Origin of the sequence: Photobacterium sp. TLY01 (assembly GCF_021432065.1) — a bacterium.
GTDB classification, from domain to species: domain Bacteria; phylum Pseudomonadota; class Gammaproteobacteria; order Enterobacterales; family Vibrionaceae; genus Photobacterium; species Photobacterium halotolerans_A.
In genome coordinates this window covers 654,613-672,573 of record NZ_CP090365.1, presented here as the reverse complement: position 1 = coordinate 672,573, position 17,961 = coordinate 654,613, and the positions used below count along the sequence as shown (strand labels likewise).

Annotated in this window: 18 protein-coding genes; 13 read left to right on the top strand and 5 right to left on the bottom strand. The window is 48.3% G+C overall.

Annotated features, from left to right (window positions below):
- The first annotated feature begins 14 nt into the window (after positions 1-14).
- From LN341_RS18545 to LN341_RS18520, 6 genes are all read left to right on the top strand, one after another.
- Positions 15-1,115 carry an ISAs1 family transposase gene (locus LN341_RS18545; protein ID WP_234204133.1) on the top strand — a complete coding sequence of 367 codons (1,101 nt, stop codon included), beginning with the start codon at positions 15-17 and terminating at the stop codon, positions 1,113-1,115.
- Positions 1,116-1,163: 48 nt separating this feature from the next.
- On the top strand, positions 1,164-1,889 hold the full coding sequence (locus LN341_RS18540; protein ID WP_234206588.1) for an alanyl-tRNA editing protein: 726 nt from the start codon (positions 1,164-1,166) through the stop codon (positions 1,887-1,889).
- A gap of 8 nt (positions 1,890-1,897) precedes the next feature.
- A complete protein-coding gene (locus LN341_RS18535) occupies positions 1,898-2,530 on the top strand; it encodes a LysE family translocator (protein ID WP_234206584.1) in 633 nt (210 codons plus the stop codon).
- Between the two features lie 77 nt (positions 2,531-2,607).
- Complete coding sequence (locus LN341_RS18530) at positions 2,608-4,008, top strand: FAD/NAD(P)-binding protein (RefSeq protein ID WP_234206582.1); 1,401 nt, start codon at positions 2,608-2,610, stop codon at positions 4,006-4,008.
- Positions 4,001-4,858, top strand: coding sequence for a DMT family transporter (locus tag LN341_RS18525; RefSeq protein WP_234206580.1), 858 nt, complete (start codon positions 4,001-4,003; stop codon positions 4,856-4,858). Before LN341_RS18530 ends, LN341_RS18525 begins: the two co-directional genes overlap by 8 nt.
- 17 nt (positions 4,859-4,875) lie before the next feature.
- Positions 4,876-6,105 carry an acetyl-CoA carboxylase biotin carboxylase subunit family protein gene (locus LN341_RS18520; protein WP_234206578.1) on the top strand — a complete coding sequence of 410 codons (1,230 nt, stop codon included), beginning with the start codon at positions 4,876-4,878 and terminating at the stop codon, positions 6,103-6,105.
- Here the strand turns inward: LN341_RS18520 and LN341_RS18515 are convergent.
- Complete coding sequence (locus LN341_RS18515) at positions 6,102-6,839, bottom strand: hypothetical protein (protein ID WP_234206576.1); 738 nt, start codon at positions 6,837-6,839, stop codon at positions 6,102-6,104. The two genes, LN341_RS18520 and LN341_RS18515, sit on opposite strands and share 4 nt — an antisense overlap.
- Before the next feature lie 881 nt (positions 6,840-7,720).
- Here LN341_RS18515 and LN341_RS18510 point away from each other — a divergent pair.
- The 6 genes from LN341_RS18510 to LN341_RS18485 all read left to right on the top strand — a co-directional run bounded on the left by LN341_RS18510 (position 7,721) and on the right by LN341_RS18485 (position 13,239).
- Positions 7,721-8,584 (top strand): 3-keto-5-aminohexanoate cleavage protein, encoded by an 864-nt coding sequence (locus LN341_RS18510; protein ID WP_234206573.1) that lies wholly within the window; start codon positions 7,721-7,723, stop codon positions 8,582-8,584.
- A gap of 27 nt (positions 8,585-8,611) precedes the next feature.
- Complete coding sequence (locus LN341_RS18505) at positions 8,612-9,292, top strand: alpha/beta hydrolase (protein ID WP_234206571.1); 681 nt, start codon at positions 8,612-8,614, stop codon at positions 9,290-9,292.
- Positions 9,270-10,472, top strand: coding sequence for a 3-oxoadipyl-CoA thiolase (gene pcaF / locus LN341_RS18500; protein WP_234206568.1), 1,203 nt, complete (start codon positions 9,270-9,272; stop codon positions 10,470-10,472). The genes LN341_RS18505 and pcaF overlap by 23 nt, the downstream gene beginning before the upstream one ends.
- A 95-nt stretch (positions 10,473-10,567) precedes the next feature.
- Positions 10,568-11,593: a porphobilinogen synthase gene (hemB, locus tag LN341_RS18495; protein WP_046220010.1), complete on the top strand. Its 1,026-nt coding sequence runs from the start codon at positions 10,568-10,570 to the stop codon at positions 11,591-11,593.
- 3 nt (positions 11,594-11,596) lie between these two features.
- On the top strand, positions 11,597-12,481 hold the full coding sequence (locus tag LN341_RS18490; protein WP_234206566.1) for an EamA family transporter: 885 nt from the start codon (positions 11,597-11,599) through the stop codon (positions 12,479-12,481).
- Between the two features lie 80 nt (positions 12,482-12,561).
- Complete coding sequence (locus LN341_RS18485) at positions 12,562-13,239, top strand: ester cyclase (RefSeq protein ID WP_255783152.1); 678 nt, start codon at positions 12,562-12,564, stop codon at positions 13,237-13,239.
- Between the two features lie 92 nt (positions 13,240-13,331).
- Here LN341_RS18485 and LN341_RS18480 read toward each other — a convergent pair whose 3' ends face one another.
- Positions 13,332-13,553, bottom strand: coding sequence for a hypothetical protein (locus tag LN341_RS18480; RefSeq protein ID WP_234206564.1), 222 nt, complete (start codon positions 13,551-13,553; stop codon positions 13,332-13,334).
- A 158-nt stretch (positions 13,554-13,711) separates the two neighbouring features.
- Between LN341_RS18480 and LN341_RS18475 the strand changes: the two genes are divergently transcribed.
- Positions 13,712-14,874, top strand: a protein-coding gene (locus LN341_RS18475) for an IS3 family transposase (RefSeq protein ID WP_234203679.1) whose coding sequence is annotated in 2 segments (ribosomal slippage) — positions 13,712-13,967 and positions 13,967-14,874 — 1,164 coding nt in all. Because the reading frame shifts where the segments join, the coding sequence is not laid out codon by codon here.
- Positions 14,875-15,122: 248 nt separating this feature from the next.
- Here the strand turns inward: LN341_RS18475 and LN341_RS18470 are convergent.
- The 3 genes from LN341_RS18470 to LN341_RS18460 all read right to left on the bottom strand — a co-directional run bounded on the left by LN341_RS18470 (position 15,123) and on the right by LN341_RS18460 (position 17,876).
- Positions 15,123-15,974, bottom strand: coding sequence for a GNAT family N-acetyltransferase (locus tag LN341_RS18470; protein WP_234206562.1), 852 nt, complete (start codon positions 15,972-15,974; stop codon positions 15,123-15,125).
- Positions 15,975-16,078: 104 nt separating this feature from the next.
- A complete protein-coding gene (locus LN341_RS18465) occupies positions 16,079-16,552 on the bottom strand; it encodes a GNAT family N-acetyltransferase (RefSeq protein WP_234206560.1) in 474 nt (157 codons plus the stop codon).
- Between the two features lie 415 nt (positions 16,553-16,967).
- Entirely contained in the window at positions 16,968-17,876 is a 909-nt protein-coding gene (locus tag LN341_RS18460; protein ID WP_046220016.1) for an aldo/keto reductase family oxidoreductase, read from the bottom strand.
- Positions 17,877-17,961 lie beyond the last annotated feature (85 nt).

Here is a 17,961-nt window from a genome sequence, read left to right as displayed (position 1 = left end):
ACTAGCCTACGAAATTGAACCTTATTGAATATCTTTCTGTGGTGACAGAAAACCGCTCTGACATTAATCGAAAGCATGATCTTGTTGATGTCATCTTCCTTGTTATCAGTGCCATCACATCAGGTTGTGAAGGCTGGCAAGACATTGAAACTTATGGTGATGAGAAGCTTCACTGGTTGCGAAAGTACCGCCCGTTTACACATGGTATCCCGCGCCGACATACCATTGCTCGCATATTACGTTCGGTGGTGGCAGAGTCATTACTTGAAGCACTCGCTCTTTGGATTAATGACCAGCGAACGACTCAAAACAAGCCAGTCATCGCTTTTGATGGCAAGGTACTGCGTGGTGCCTATCGTGGCGATAAGAAAAACGCCTTACAGCTCGTCACTGCCTACGATACTGAACGTGGTTTAGTCCTTAGCCAAAAGCCAACTGAAAGCAAAAATGGTGAAATCAGTGTTGTGAGGCAACTACTTGATATAATTAATGTAAAAGGAAGTATCATCACGCTCGACGCTTTGCATTGTCAGCGCGAAACTCTCGAAAAAATTTCAGAGAAAAAAGCGCACATTGTCGTTCAAGTGAAAAACAACCAGCCAAAGCTTCGTGAAGCCGTTGTTTCTCAGTTTCAGGCGGTATTCGACGCACAAAAAGAGCAAGTTGTTACAGAAATTGTTCAAGAGCAACATGGTCGTAAAGAAGAGCGGTATGTTTTTCAGCTGAAGGCCAATTTACCCGACGATTTGAAAGAAAAGTGGCCGACGGTTCGAAGTATCATCGCCGTGGAGCGGCATCGTGTTATCAAAGGTAAAGGTAGCGTCGAAACGTCTTATTACGTGAGTTCATTGTCACCAAAGCATAAGCTTCTCGGGCATTATATTCGTCAGCATTGGCGTATAGAGAACAGCCAGCATTATGTGTTAGATGTTGTTTTAAAAGAAGATAGCTCACGAATAACCCTAGATGGTGCGGTTGAAAATATAGCGCTATTCAGGCGTTTTGTAATGAACATGCTAAAACAGTGTGACTGTGGCGCCCCAAGCCAAAAAGTAAAACTGAAAAAGGCTGCTTGGAGCGATGATTATCGGACAAGAGTTTTCTTCGGGCTATAAAGTGAGCAAAGTATGCTCCCGCCCTGCTTCAAATCTGGAGCTGATTCTATGACAATACCTAAATACCTCTCGGACACCTATCTGGAAGAATTCACAGCAAAAATCACGAAAGTGATAGAAATGGATGACTCTGTGGCAGTGTATTGTGATGACACAATTTTCTATCCCCAAGGCGGAGGCCAGCCTTGTGACCTAGGCATCATAATTATTGACGGTTGCACTCACCGAGTGCATCACACTGAAACGACAGAAGATGGCATCGCCCATGTTTTGGAATCACATCCTTCACTTTTAACGTGCACTGGTAAGCCATGTATACAGCGCATTGATATACAGCGCCGTCTGTTCAATGCGAAGTCTCACACTGCCGGACACCTTATCTCTCATCTCTTCGAAGAGCTGGACAGCAATTTATCTCCGGCAAAGGGACATCACTATCCCGATGATGCCTACATTGAGCTGATAGAAAGTGAAAGAACCAACGATACTTTCTCAGTAGCGTTGATTAACGAGCAAATCGACACCTTGGTAGATAAAACGCCCAGACCTATTCAGTCCATCGAATTAGATTTGGCTGAGGTTCAATCTCTTCGCCCGCTATTAAGCAAGTTCATCCCTCAAAGCACGAAGATCCGAATGATTGCCATTGATGGGTTTACACCCGTTCCATGCGGAGGAACGCATGTCAGCAGCACTTCTGAACTGAAAGGACTGCGGGTCACGCGAATCAAACGTAAAAAAGATCGCATAAAAGTGAGTTATTTAATCAATTGAGGTAAGACATGGATTTCACGACCGCATTGTTTTCTATTTTGACCATTCATTTAATGGCTTCAATTTCACCAGGCCCGGATTTTGTTGTGGTTTCTCAGAAAACCCTGCACCAAGGGCGAAAAGCCGGTATTTTTTGCGGTATTGGTGTTTGTGTCGGGCTATTGGTCCACATCGGCTACTCCGTGGCCGGTTTAACCACTGCGTTGGGACATTCTGAGCATATTGCTCAGGGAATCGGGATTTTTGGCGGAAGCTACCTTGTGTTCCTCGGCTATCAATCCATCAAAAGTTCTTTCTCAGAGCAAGCAGAAGTCGTCGTTAATGAAGGAAGCAAAACCGAGACTCAGTCGGCTTTTTGGAGCGGCTTGATCGTGAACATTCTCAATCCGAAGGCAGCGATTTATTTCATCTCTTTATTTTCAATCATTATTTCACCCACCATGGGCGCAGAGAAACTATTGCTGGTCATTGTCTCGATTATTGCAGTGCAAATGGCATGGTACCTGACATTCATTTATTTTGTGACCATCCCAAGTGTCAGGGCAAAATTCAACAGTAATATCTATCTGATTGACCGCACGCTAGGGGCACTCATGGCATTCATGGGGCTTTATATGATTGCCACCTATACCTTTAGGTAAGTTCATTATTAGAAGATTACCAGGCATCTGAGATTATCCCTTAACCTCAGAGTCTAAACTCTATGGAACGGAAATTTATGACAAATATCAAAAATATTGCGATTATTGGCGCAGGACCAAGTGGGATTTCAGCTTATTTGCAACTCGTCAAAGAACTACACAACGATTTAACATCCATTACCATTTTTGATCCGATTGGTATCGCTGAAAGTTTCAGTTTCAATACTGATTTGGCATCGTCACTTAACAATACCAGTGTTGGTGTCAGTTCTTTATACTCTGATGATAAGCTTGATTATTTCAAATGGCTACAAGACAAAAAATCAGATTTAAATGTATCTTCGTCAGACTTCATCAGCCGATATTATTTCAAAGAGTATTGTCAGGATCGTTTCTGGCAATCAAAAGACTATGCTGATGCCTTTGGATGCTCAACGTTTGTTGAAAATTCAGAGGTTCATAAACTTGCTTTCAAGAATGGCAGGATGATTGTCACCAGTCAGAACGACATCGATTTTTTCTTTAATGCAGTTATCTTAGCAACCGGCGTGACGACAACGACACCTGGCGGATTAGATAACAGCTGTACCAACCTGATTACAAACCCTTACCCTGAAAGTCTGTTTCTTCAGCGCGTTAACAATGACAGTAAAGTTCTGATACTCGGATCCAAGCTGTCAGCCATCGATGTCTCTGTAGCAATACACAACAAGTACCCTAATGCTCAGATGACCATGGTTTCAAGGTCCGGAGAGCTTCCATCAGTGCGAAGTTCCCTGCTCATTAAGAGTACTGTCCCACAAGACTACAACAGCTTAAGCAGACTGAGCGCTTCTTCCTGTGCCGATAAGATCAATGCAGAATACAAACTGGAGCAAGATATTGCCTGCTGTAAATCCAGTCTTAACCACTGGGAGGACATAGTAGGTCAGTTTATTGAGGAGTTTAATGAACAAATTCCTACAATGACACCCGACCGACAACTACGGCTAATGTCGAAGTACCAATACTTTATTAAACACTATGTCTCATCGTTTCCACTAGCAAATGCAGAAATCGTATTACAAGCGATAAAGTCTGGCAACCTCACCATCCTCAAAAAGGACATATCTGATTACATTGTGGTAAAAGATAAACATATTTTCGGAAAAGAAAGGGACAGATTAAAAAATTTTGATGTCGTCATTAATGCTTCTGGGATCTCTCACAAGCCAATAGACGACACTCTCATTCACAGTTTATCTCAGCTTTCCGTTACCAAAAATAAAGCGGGAGGATTAAAAGTGAGTTCCAGCTCGATGAGAGTACTCTCTGAGAATGACAGTGTTCCTTTGTATGTAATTGGGGGACCAGCCGCAGGGGAAGTGCCGATCACTAACTATGTACGCTCTTCTGTCACTCAAGCTAAAAAAATCGTCTCAGACATAGTCCGCTTAACTCGGTGCTCAAAGAAAGGATTGCTTAGTTATTATGCTTAAATATAAAGAAATCATCGCATTTTGTATGTTCTTTGCTCTGTCATTTGTATTTATGTCAAGAGTCGTGAAAAGTGTAGACCCCATAGTATCTACATTTATCACCTATGGATTGGCAGCTATTTTCTTTTTCTCTGTCAATGTAAAGAGCCGGAAACTTATCCTTGACATCCTGATCAATAATAAGAAGATTATTTTCAAAATTAATTTATCCACTCTTATTAACACATTATTAGCGTTTTACGTCGTACTATATATTAGCCCCATTGCTTACATCATGGTTTTTTTCTCAGGACTGTCATTTTTCAATGCGCTTCATCACCACCGTGCGATCAGCAACCTTGAAAAAGTGATGAACATCGTGGCACTCGCACTTGCTATCTCAATATCATTCTTAATTTCTAACGCGGAAGTGTATGACACTCTGGTTGGTCTGTGTCTGACACTGATCTCAACGCTTTTTGGCGCATTCTACATGCGAGAGAGCGCTCACCTTCATCAGGAAACGGGTATCTCGGCCTCGCAAATCCTCGCTATTCGCTTTTTCATGGTCATCACTTTGTGTGGTGTCTATAGCATTTTTTCTATTGGTCAATATGGCATCAGCATTCATGATCTCGCGTTATTGTCTGTGATTGCGATTACTGGATGTATTGTCCCGATGTTTTTGATGCAGAAATCGATCAAGAAATTAGGAGCCAAAGTCACAGCCCAATTTACGCCACTGACACCAATCCTTTGCCTGATATTTATGACACTAGTGGAGAACGAACGCTTTTCTGTGTTGGAAGTCAGCCTGACTTTGCTCATGGCGTTGGCGATGCTCTACCAAACCACGCTTAAAAATCCATAATTTCAAGGATAAAATGAATGACAACAGCAATCCTATTTCTTTCAACAAGACAGCTAACGCAAGTCGATTTTTCATTACCGCTTCTTGGCGAACACGACCTGATACTTGTCGCGTCAAAACAGGAGTTAGACCGTTTACCTGATAACATCTCATCGCATTTTACACTTCAGTTCCCTGTATCAATCTCTGCTGATGATGGTGTGATTATCGAGTACGTCTATAACGAAATCGTTGAGATCGTCGCTTCTATCAGACAGTCTTATTCAACGGTTGATTTTGTTTGCTTTGATGAAGGCAATGTCGAACTTGCCGATTCTCTGCGCCAGAACTCACAGAGCAACCAAAATCTAGAGCGTTTCCGGGATAAAGTCGAAATGAAGAAATGGCTAAAGAAAAGGAATATCCCAACACCTTTCTTCATAGAAACTATTTCTGAAAATCAGAGATTTGATGAGATCAGTTCCAAAGTCGGAACACCGTTTGTAGTAAAATCAAAACGATCTGCAGGCTCAAACAACATATATATTATTCGCAGTAAAGATGACTTCTTAGAAGTGCAGAACACAGCCGCTGGATCTCTAAGTAACTATGAGGCGGAAGAGTACATAAACGGTGACTTGTATCACTGTGATATCGCTTTGTGGATGGGAGAAAGCATCTTTGCTGAATGTACCGAGTACCTCTGCCCGACTATTGATTTTCAGTCCGGCTCACCACTAGGTGGAAGAGTCATGGATACCAACAGTCCGTTAAGAGAGCAGTTGATCGAGTTCGCTAAAGTTTCACTCAAAGCACTGGAATCAAGTGACGGGGTTTATCACATGGAGATTTTTGTTCGGAATAATGATGCGAAAGATCTCGTCTTTCTTGAAGTCGGAGCCCGGCCGCCAGGTATGCTGGTAACAACCATGTATGAAAAAGCGACAGGCGTCAATTTGCTTAACCTTGATATTATGATTCAAACACGTTCAGTACCAAATGACTTCTCATTCTCCAGAAAAAAACATGCCTTTTATTTAGTTTACCCGAAGAGAAATGGTCGAGTTCAAGCTCTGAATACACCTTCTAATCATTGTGATATTGAGATGAATTTTGTTATTCATTCGGTTATAGGAGAACAGCATCAAGGGTGTTTTTCAAACTTGGATTTCTGTGCCTTCATCACTTGCTCTGCCGTTGATAAAGCAGAAATTGATAGTGCCTATCAATATATGAGCGAATTTAAACCTGTCCAGTATGCTTCTTAATCAAGTAAATCCACGGCCTGCTTCACCTGTCTGAGAAGTACTTGCAGTTCATTTTTATAGTCTGACCGGAATTTCTCAGAGGTCAGGCTATCACCCACCCGCCAATAGATTGCGTAAAGAAGTACTTTGGTGATTTTTTCTCTTAACTCCAACAATTCGATGCTATTTCCAGGTGCTGAATATCTGCTCAAGAAAGTATGGTAGCAATCGTTCATACGGCGAAAGTGATCCAAGGCCGTTTCCTGGTCCGGTTTGATGAAGGAAAATCCACTCTTATCCTGAGTAATATCGGCTGACTCGCTATACGCAATGCAGTCTTCAATAATTGCCGTGATTTCCATCAAAAAGGCATTTTTGTTTTGTTCGTCCCGTTTCTCTTCCAAAACCGGTAACCATTTGCTGGAGGCTTTATATCCCAGCCCTCGAACAGTAACGATGAAATCGTCTACCAATACATTCTTTAAAACAGCACGTGATTTAAAGACATACTTATTAGCGATGATGCTGTCAGGGCTATCTTCCATGTGGAATGCCGACTTCTGATCCCTGACAATGCTGCCTATATCGCTATAGCTAATCAAAGACACTTTTTGTGTAAAGAGCTGATGAAGAAGTACATACACAGCAGAGTCTTGTATAAACATTTCTCGCCCAGAGGATTTCAATACTTTTAGATTAAGATCAAGCGTGACAAGCTTAGCTGTTTCTACGTTCTTGAAGGTAATTTGACTCATTGCGATTCCTAACTTCCATGCTCTATCGACATTGAACAGATCCCAACCGGGGAGTAAAAATAGACACATTCTGGGTCAACTTTTCACAGCCTGATTTAACCCAGAAACATCTTAACATACTGTTTTAAATAGATTGTTACTAGCGATATTATTCCTGATAAAGAAAATACGATGAAATAGAAGATATCTGCACCTATCTTGAAGTGCCATTGACATCACTATTGCAAGTCGTGAGCTATGTTGAACGAGTGTTACTGTTAACTAACGCAATAGTGAGCAATTCAGAGTTTCAACAAGATGTACGACCCAGGAAAAAATTCAGAACCAATTTTCCCCTGGGTTTGTCGAGCATTTGAGCTAAAAAAATACACCCGGCCTGTCATTGACTCGCCGATGGCAATCCAGATCACGAGTGCAAGTCTTGAGGGGTTGCTGATTTTTCGAACTTGAGCCCGGCGTTTCTCTCTGCACCTTTGTACGCGCACCAGGTACGCTTTGTGGGTGCAAAGCGTACCCAGAAACCCCCTTTTTGTTCTTTGCTATTGGCCGGGGCGGTTGCAGGCGCTCCCGGCGCCGACAACCTGAAAATTCGTCCTGAACCTTTCCCTGTGGCAGTGAAATACCCTGATTTCAGGCTTATTTTCAGACAAAAGCTTTTCGTCGACTTTGCTAAATGAGCAATTCACGAATGACCACAGGCAAGGCATGTCGCATTACTGAGTGCATAGGTATATAGACTGTGTTGTAACCACTCCGCGCATCACAAGGCCCTATGTGGTTTTATGCAACAAATTCTATTTGGTCACCATTTTTTGGGGACATTACTCTAGTTTTATACATTTATTATGAAGGTGGTTACATAGTATGAAGAATTAAAACAGATGGACAATTTAATCATCACTGCCGCCGTTAATGGCGGGATCACCCCAAGAAGTAAAAACCCCGCCGTCCCACACACGCCAAAAGAAATTGCCGATGCCGTCGTTCAGTGCAGTCAGGCGGGTGCCAGTGTCGCGCATATCCACGCCCGTGATGAAATGGGTAAGCCAAGCTACGACAAAGACGTTTGGCGCGAGATCATTGAGCGTATCCGTGAACGTTCCGACATTATCCTCAACCTGAGTACCTCGGGCCTCAACCTGCCACACGGCATGCCAGAAGAGGAAGCCTGGAATCATCTTCAGTACGGCCCAGAGATCGCTTCCTTTAACTGTGGGTCGGTGAATCATGGCGACAAACCCTTCATCAACAGCCCCGCCCTGGCAAGAAAACTCGCACTGGCGATGAAGGAGCATCAGGTGACCCCTGAGATAGAAATTTACCATTCCGGGGTCATCCACGAGGCCATCACCCTTCAGCAACAAGGTTACTTGGACAAGAAGTTGGTGTTTGCGTTTGCGATGGGCATTCATGGTGGGGTCCGGCCGACCTGCAAAGACTTGCTGCATCTGGTGGACAGCCTGCCTGACAACAGCATCTGGTCGGCCATCGGGATTGGGCAGGCGCAGTTGCCGCTGAACACCTACTCGATTTTACTGGGTGGTCATGTGCGCACGGGGCTCGAAGACAACATTTATTACCGAAAAGGTGAGCTCGCCACCAGCAATGCCCAGTTGGTGGATCGCATCGTCAGACTGTCTCACGAATTGGGCCGGGACGTGGCCACTATCGATGAGGCCAGAACGCTCTTAGGCCTAAACCCACAACCTGCCAAGCCCGACACCATCGCTGCGATAGCTGTGTAACCGCCTTCAAAACAAGGAATCGATAACGTGTTAACCCTCAACCCGTACACCGTGGTTATGAAAGGCGCTGAACTGAGCGCCGGCAACCCTGTGGTGATCCTTTTGCATGGACGCCGCCAAACTGCAGACGATATGACGAAACTGATCAACAAATTGAATTTGGCTGAGACGACCTATTATCTGCCGAGTGCACCCGGCGCCACCTGGTACCCCCGAGGGTTCACCCGCGCTCTTGACGACAACCAGCCACAGTTAAACCAGGGGCTCGAGGTGATCGATCACGTCCTGCAAAACTTGCTCTCACAAGGCGTGAGCCGCGAGCGCATCTGGATCATGGGCTTTTCGCAGGGCGCGTGCATGGCGGCAGAGTTCATCAGGCAATCTCAACAGCCGATGGGGGGCGCCATTTTATTCACTGGTGGACTGTTTGGTCCTCAGTGCCCGACTGCATCGGCTCAAAAGCCCGTGTTTGATGGCATGACGATGTTGCTCTCGGGCAGTCATACCGATACTTGGGTCTCCGCGGAGCGCGTCACTCAGACGGCCGACTATTTTGAGCAGTTAGGGGCGAGTGTCCACCTTGAGATCTTTGCCGAACGAGAGCACCGCATTGCCCGATCGGAAATCGATCTGGCCAGAGGATTGATCACCGCCAGCTTCGCGGCGTCTCACAAGGAGGTGGCCCATGTCTCACGCGTACCTGTGTGATTTCGTCAGAACCCCGATTGGCCGCTACGCCGGCGCATTGTCGTCGATCCGCGCGGACGATCTGGCCGCCATCACGTTAAAAGCACTCACAGAACGTCACCCAACGGTCGACTGGCGTCGCGTCGACGATGTGATTTTGGGGTGTGCGAACCAAGCGGGTGAAGACAACCGCAACGTCGCCCGAATGAGTTTGCTGCTGGCCGGATTGGACACCCAAGTGCCGGGGTCTACTGTCAACCGACTGTGTGCGTCTGGGATGGAAGCAGTATCTAACGCCGCGCGGGCCATCAAAACGGGCGAAGCGCACCTGATCATTGCCGGCGGGGTGGAGTCGATGTCACGCGCACCGTACGTGCTTGGAAAAACCGACTTGCCGTTTGCCCGCAACGCCGAATTCTATGACACTACCATGGGCTGGCGTTTTGTGAATGCCAGGTTGGATGAGATGTACGGCACCTGCTCGATGCCAGAGACCGCAGAAAACCTGGCGGTCAAATTCGACATTAGCCGAGATGAGCAGGACGCGTTTGCCCGGTGGAGTCAGACCAAATTCGCCGCGGCGCAAGAACGGGGGTTCTTCCGTCATGAAATTGTTCCGGTCGAAGTCGCGCGCAAACGTCAGAGCCCGTTGATTATTGAGACCGATGAGCACCCCAGACTCTCCAGTCTCGAGACCTTGGCCAAACTCAAACCCGTGGTGCACCCACAGGGCTCCGTAACAGCGGGAAATGCATCGGGCATTAACGATGGTTCGGCGGCACTCTTGGTCGCGTCGGAGCGGTCACTGACCAATCACCAACTGGTGCCCAAAGCGCGCATTGTGGCCACGGCGTGTGCCGGTGTTGAGCCCAGCATTATGGGATTTGGCCCGGCGCCGGCGATCAAAAAGGTCCTGGAACTCACTCAGTTGTCGCTGGATCAGATGGACGTGATTGAAATCAATGAAGCCTTCGCCTCGCAGGTCCTCTCGGTGGTCAACCACCTGGGGATTGACGGCGACGATCCGCGCCTCAATCCCAATGGCGGTGCGATTGCGCTGGGCCACCCACTGGGCATGAGTGGCGCGAGGGTAATTGGTACGGCAATGAATCAACTCACCCAGCAACGGGGACGCTATGCACTGTGCAGTTTGTGTATCGGAGTCGGCCAAGGCATGGCAATGATCATCGAGCGCGTGTAACACGCACCATCATGCCCGAGGGGCCCTGACTCGATAGTCTCGATCGAGGGCCACTCATCACCCTTTTAGACAACCCACTCTCGGGAGTACCACCCATGGAATTCCAATCCAACCACACCACCCAACCGGGGATCACCAAACGCCTGCGCCGTTTGCGGACTACCCCCATGATCAGAGCGCTCGTTCGGGAACATGAGGTTCAATTAAGCGATTTGATTTATCCGATATTTGTCGAAGAAACCATCACCAGTCCGGTGCCGATCACCGGTCTGCCGGGATTGACCCGGATCCCTGAAACTCAACTCGCCGATGAAATCCATGCGCTGGACGCGCTTGGGATCCGCTATGTCATGCCCTTTGGTATCAGTCATCACAAAGACGACATCGGGAGTGACACCTGGTGTCGAGACGGTCTGCTGAGTCGTATGATCAGCACGATTAAATCAGCCTGTCCGCACATGATGGTGATCCCCGATATCTGCTTTTGCGAGTACACCACGCACGGTCATTGCGGTGTCATGACCGATCAGGACGTTGACAATGATCAGACGGTGGCTCACTTGGTGAAGCAGTGTGTCAATGCCGCGCAAGCCGGGGCGGACATGCTCGCCCCCTCTTCCATGATGGACGGCCAGGTAAGGGCGATCCGCCAGGGCTTGGATGAAGCGGGATTTGAGCATGTCGCGATACTGGCACACAGCGCGAAATTTGCGTCGGCGTTTTACGGGCCATTTCGACAGGCGGTTGAGTGCGAACTTAAGGGCGACAGACGCACGTATCAGCTCGACTACGCCAATGCCAGACAAGCGCTCAGTGAAGCCTTGCTGGATGAACAAGAGGGCGCGGACATTTTGATGGTCAAACCCGGTACCCCTTACCTGGATATTTTGGCCCAATTGCGCCGTCAAACTCAGCTTCCACTGGCGGCCTATCAAGTCAGCGGGGAGTATGCGGCCATCAAATGCGCAGCGCAAATGGGCATCTTAAACGAACAGGAAGCAGTGTTGGAAACTCTGATCGGCTTTAAACGAGCGGGCGCGGATCTCATCGTCACCTACTTTGCGAAACAGTTCGCGATCTGGCAACAAGCGGCGCCAAACACAATGTTAACGAAGGGGTAACGCATGGGCTTGAAAGACTACACCCTGTGCGTGTTCATCATGGCGATCTGGGGACTGAATTTTTCCGTCGTCAAACTGGGGTTGGATGCACTGGATCCGATGCTGCTGACCGCTTTGAGATTTACCCTGGCGGCCATTCCAGCGGTCTTTTTTGTTAAGAAACCCGACGTACACTGGGGATACCTGGCAGCCTATGGCCTGACGTTTTCAGTCGGGGTTTGGGGACTGTCCACCTGGGCGATCGGGGCGGGTTTATCCCCCGGCATGGCAGCGTTGCTTATTCAGACGAACGTGGTGTTCGGTTTGGGACTGGGCTGGCTGTTACTCAAAGAGTCGGTGAGCCCGCTTCGATCGCTCGGGGCATTGATCGCATTGTGTGGTTTGGCCTTGAGCCTGACGGTGTCCGACGGTTCTGTCACGCTGACCGGAGTGGGGTTGATTTTGGTGGCGGCACTATGTTGGTCGATATCAGGAGTACTGTTAAAGCAATCCAACACCCAACACGTGTTCTCGTTCAGTGTGTGGTCGATGCTCTTTGCGCCGATCCCGCTGTGTCTCCTGTCCTATCTTCAGGTTGGGACCCAGGGCTTTACGGCTTTGGTGGACAATATAACCCTACCCGGTGTGTTTTCCATTGTGTACCAGGCATATGCCACCACGTTGTTTGGATACTGGATCTGGAACAAGTTGGTGGTGTCTTACCACTTGTCGCATGTGGCCCCGTTTACGTTGCTCGTGCCCCTTTTTGCCCTGTTGGGTTCAAGCGCTCTGTTTCATGAGGCCATTTCTTCACAAAAAGTGGTAAGCTGCGCCCTGATCGCTTTAGGTTTGTTGATTGGCAGCGTGCCTGCCGCCAAGTTCACCGTGCTAGTACAGCGTCTTAGATAGACGTCATCCCACGAGTACAACAAAGGAAGGTTCGCATTATTACTCATCGTCAACCGTGTGTTCAGACCGCACGTAACCTTATGAATCGCGTTTGGAATGACAAGATGACGGAGGCCGTGACGGAAGTAATGACCTCCCACACCGTGATAGAAAGTCCTCTTCAATTATCGGTAGGATCTGACTCCTTTTGCGAGACGCTCAGAGTGTGGCAGCGCGCCTTTCCTACACTAGAGTACAAAGAAAGCCGCGTGATCACCCGTAAGAACGACATTGTGATTGAGTGGACGGCGAAAGGAAAGCATTTGGGGGAGTTCTTAGGTGTGTCGGCGACGGGGAAAGATCTGGTCTATCAAGGCAACTCACAACTGACGTTTATCAATAATAAAGTCAGCCATTACACTTCGGTCGTGAATACCCAAAGCATACTCAGCCAACTGATGGGCCGTTATACCCCTCGCACTGAACCTCTCAAGCCAAGAAGCGCTTCAGAGGAACTGTATACGGTCATCCCACAATTGCTCTCCCCTTTCTTAACCCAGCGTCAGGTCGAGTGCCTCGCACTATCGACACTGAGTTTGTCGGTCAAAGAAGTGGCGGCGACGTTGAACATCAAAGACAGCTCCGTACAGACGCACCTCAAGCGTGCCTTCGAACTGCTGAGCGTCAGTAATAAAAAAATGTTCATGGCGTACATCTGTGAGAACAACACGATTGAACTCTTAATCAGAATGGGGCTCTATCTGAAGCAAAGTATCTAGCCTCAACTCAAAACCCAAAAATTAGCAGTAGAATTAAAAAGTTAGACTGCTCTTGAGACATAACCTTTGAATGCACTGAATTCAGATAACTTTTAGTAGGATAAATGCACGTCCTTGAAGTGAATATAAGTTTTAACTCTAACCAGCTTCAGGGCAATGATGAGTTTAAGCATGATGCGCGAAAGAGGGAAAAATTCAGGACAAATTTTCAGGTTGCCGGCGCCGGGAGCGCCTACAACCGACCCGGAAAGCACCAGCGAACAACAAGGCATTTCTGGGTACTCTTTTGCCCCAAAAGCGTACCTGGCACGCATGAGAAAATGCTGAGGGATACCCCGGATGAAAAGCGCGACATACTCACCCAGCCTTAAGAATCGTACTCGCTGTATGGATTCCCGCTTGTCTGTAGTGGTTTAATGAACCCGGACACCATTTAAGGTGGTAAAGTAGCCACCAAAGAAAGAGGTGTTCAATGACCAAAAAACGACGCTCATTTAGTCCTGAGTTCAAACGTGATACTGCAAGTTTGGTACTCGACCAGAATTATTCAATTCCTGAGGCATGCCGCTCCGTTGACGTCGGAGAGACGGCACTTAGACGTTGGGTTGATCAGCTCAGAGCTGAGCGCGGTGGCCAAACACCAACATCGAAAGCACTCACGTCAGAACAGCAAAAAATTCAGGAGCTTGAAGCACGAATTAATCGCTTAGAGCGGGAAAAAGCGATTCTAAAAAAGGCCACAGCTCTCTTAATGTCGGACGAACTCGAACGTACACGCTGATAGACCAGTTGAGGGAGCATGAATCGGTTCACTTGGTCTGTTCAGTATTCGATATTTCTTCATCCAGTTATTACGACTACAAGCAACGACAACAACGCGTTGATGTTGAACGCATGGAACTTCGTAGCGAAGTCAATCGACTCTTTACACTCAGCCGAGGTGCTGCCGGTAGTCGTACGATCACCTGGATGATGCGTGAACGCCGTTATTCCATCGGTCGTTTCAAAGTCAGAGCGCTGATGAAAGAAGCGCAACTTATCAGTAAGCAGCCAGGTCCACATGTTTACAGGAATGCGACCGTTGAGCGGCTTGATGTTCCGAACCGTCTCAACCGAGAATTTCATGCGTGTGGACCTAATCAGGCTTGGTGTGGTGATATCACTTACATCTGGGCTGGTAATCGGTGGTGCTATCTGGCTGCTGTGATTGACCTGTTCCGTCGTCGTGTTGTCGGTTGGGCGATGTCAGATAAACCAGATGCTTCATTAGCCGCAAAGGCTCTGACCATGGCCTATGAGCAAAGAGGCCGGCCACAAGATGTACTGTTTCATTCAGATCAAGGCTGTCAGTACACCAGTCGTCTGTTTCGCCAACATCTATGGCGTTATCGCATGACTCAAAGTATGAGTCGTCGTGGTAATTGTTGGGACAACGCACCCATGGAGCGGTTGTTTAGAAGTCTGAAATCGGAGTGGATACCAGCAACAGGCTATACATCGTTGACAGACTCAACCAAAGATATCAGTCGTTATCTGATGGACTACTACAACTGGGAAAGGCCACACAGCTACAATGATGGTATTCCGCCTGCAAAGGCAGAATACCAACCTAATTTACTGTCCGGAATTAGTTGACCACTACAGTCGCGGGAATGACGGGTTGAGAAGGTATATTGGTGTTACAACTCAGGGGAAAAATTCAGGACGAATTTTTAGGTTGTCGGCGCCGGGAGCGCCTACAACCGACCCGGAAAGCACCAGAGAACAACAAGGCATTTCTGGGTACTCTTTTTGCCCCAAAAGAGTACCTGGCGCGCATGAGAAAATGCTGAGGGGCGCTCAGAGTTTAAAGCGCGACATACCATCAAACTTATTTACTCACCTCACCCAATCTCAAATGACGTGACACCAAATAATTGATTGAACGGCAATTCAGGGTGTTCCCCGGTGTACATCCGCGCGGTGCCAAACGACACCGTCATGCCATATTTTTCCGCCAGCGCAACCGCGGCCGGGTTCACTTCCGGGACATCGAGAAAAATCGGTTGTGAAGGTGCCACCTCAGATTTCAGGGCGACGAACAAGCGCTCGGCCAGATCAGCATTCTCGGCGTACAGCGGGCCGATTTTATAGCCGTTGCGACACTGGCGAATCACGCCGATACCCGCCAGCATGCCATTTTCCAGAATGCCCAAAGCATGGCTGTCTGGCTGGGTGATCCAGTGCTTGAAAAACACTGGCCGGTGGGCGGGGAAAAAACGCTGATCATAGGCGGCGACGGTTTCAAACGGCAGGGCTTTGAGTGACACGATGGCATGGTCATCGGGTGATTCACCGCCGCTGACGCCTTCATAGCGCAGGTTACTGTAGGCCAGTTGAAAGCCGGATTTTTGATAGTTGTCCTGCTGTTCCACCACGCCATCCAGGCCGATGTTACAGCCTTCCAGATGCGCCAGTGCCGCATGCCATAGCTGCATGCCGTAACCCTGCCCGCGGTATTCGGGTTTGACGATATAAAAGCCAATAAAACCGAAAGACGCATCGTAGCGAATCGCCGAAATGGTCGCGATCGGTTCATCATCCAAAACACCGATCAGAAAACCGTGTTTATCCGCAGCGTAGTAGGTTTCAGCATCGTGTAAGCCGGGGTTCCAGCCTTCCTGCGCGGCCCATTCGACAGCAAGGCTGACTTCGTCCGGTTTCATGGTTCTGATTTTGTAGTGCTTGCTGTCCATGCGCATCCCTCTGGCAGATAGCTGATGTGATTAAAATATAGTTTGAAATCAGCAAGAACGCTGTCGCATCACCCGCTTGTTTCAGTCAGTATGCGATGTGGCTTTTAGAGCGCCATGCTCATAATATGCTGCGGGCCAGCGGCGCCGCCTAAGTAGAGCGCATGAGTATCGGCAAACCCACCCTGTTCATAACAATGTCTGGCGGCCGGGTTTTTGCAGTTCACTGTCAGCACGATCTGATGAAAACCGGGATAGGCGGAAACCAGAAACGCTTTTAAGCCCAGCACAGCACGCCTGGCGTAACCTTTGCCCTGGTAGCGCTGATCGATAAAGAAAGCACGCAGCCCGAGCGCCGCTGAATCGGCGAAGTCGTATTTGTGCCCGTACTGTGTATCAATCAGAAAAAAGCCGACCACAGTATCGCCATCCAGAATCACGTGCGGGTGCACGGTATGGTCGATGTTGACCAGAATCTCTGCCATGGTGCCGACAAACTTCACCTGCTCTGTTGCGACCGACAACTCAGCCACCTGCGGTAAATGCGCAGGGGTCATTCCTTGAATCTCAATCTCTTTCATGGCGTATGACTCAATTAAAACAATCCGTTATCCCCGTGATACTAAGGTGCACAGCTCGCATTTTCCGAACATCAAATCCCGAGAGGTTGAGCCAGATCCCTTTTTTCAGTCTGTCAGACGCTATAGTGGACTGAGGTCGGATGCAACAGAGTGACATTCTGCCCCATAAAGTGACAGCGTCACCATCAGTAACAGCAGATTCACTCAATCCAATCGCATCGACCGTTTTTTCAGTATGAGTCGTCTTTTTACATGGAGTGATTTATGGCTAAACGAGTCTCGAACAAGCGCATCAAAGAAATCCTGAAAGCAACCACTGAGAAGAAAAAATAAGCGGTCACATCAGCGACCGCGACTAAGAAACCACAACCCCGCCAGATGCGGGGTTGTGTCGTTATGGCTGAGGAAAAACAGCTTATGGCACACCGTGACCTTTCGAAGCGACCCAGACGCGGAACCATTGTTCGCGGCTCAGTTCAAATGCCAGTGCAGCAACGGCATCTTCAACGCGCTTCATGTTCCCTGAGCCGATAATCGGCAATGGCTTGGACGGCAGGCGGCGAACCCAGGCGTAGATCACCTGGTCAATTGAACCGGCGCCGATTTCCTGGCGGATCGCTTCCAGTTCGTTGCGAACCCGGATCACTTGCTCTGACTGACCCTGGAAGATCTCACCACCGGCCATGCAGGACCATGCCATCGGCTTGGTGCGTTTCATCTGCAGTTGGTCCAGCGTCCCGTCATGGCAAACCTCAAAGTTGAGCGGATTGATTTCCACCTGATTAGTCACCAGCGGCGCATCCAGACGCGACTGCAACAGATCAAACTGTGCCGGAGAGAAATTCGACACCCCAAAATGGGCCACTTTGCCCTGCTGTTTCAGCGTCGCAAATGCTTCTGCAACTTCATCGGCATCCATCAGCACATCCGGGCGGTGAATTAACAGCACATCGAGCTGTTCAACGCCCAGACGTTGCAGTGAATTGTTCACCGACTCAGTAATATGCGCTTTCCCTGTATTGTAATGGTTGATTCTCTGCTCCGGATACTGGCTGCCACACAGCTTGATATCGCATTTAGAGACAATCTGAATCTGCTCGCGCACACTCGGGTCCAGCGCCAGCGCTTCACCAAACAACTGCTCGCAGGTATAACCACCATAAATATCGGCATGGTCAACGGTCGTAATGCCCAATTCAATGTGCTGTTTCAGGAAGGTCAGACGTTCCTGCGGGGTCATGCCCCAATCCGCCAGACGCCAGTAACCCTGAACCAATTCAGAAAACTGCGGCCCGTTCGGCGTCAGTTCGACGTTTGCCACCATGGTCAATACTCCTTTATTCATTGCCCGAAATAATTCGCTGAACGTATCCTAGGCTGGATCGGCCCACCGGGCAATGATATAACCC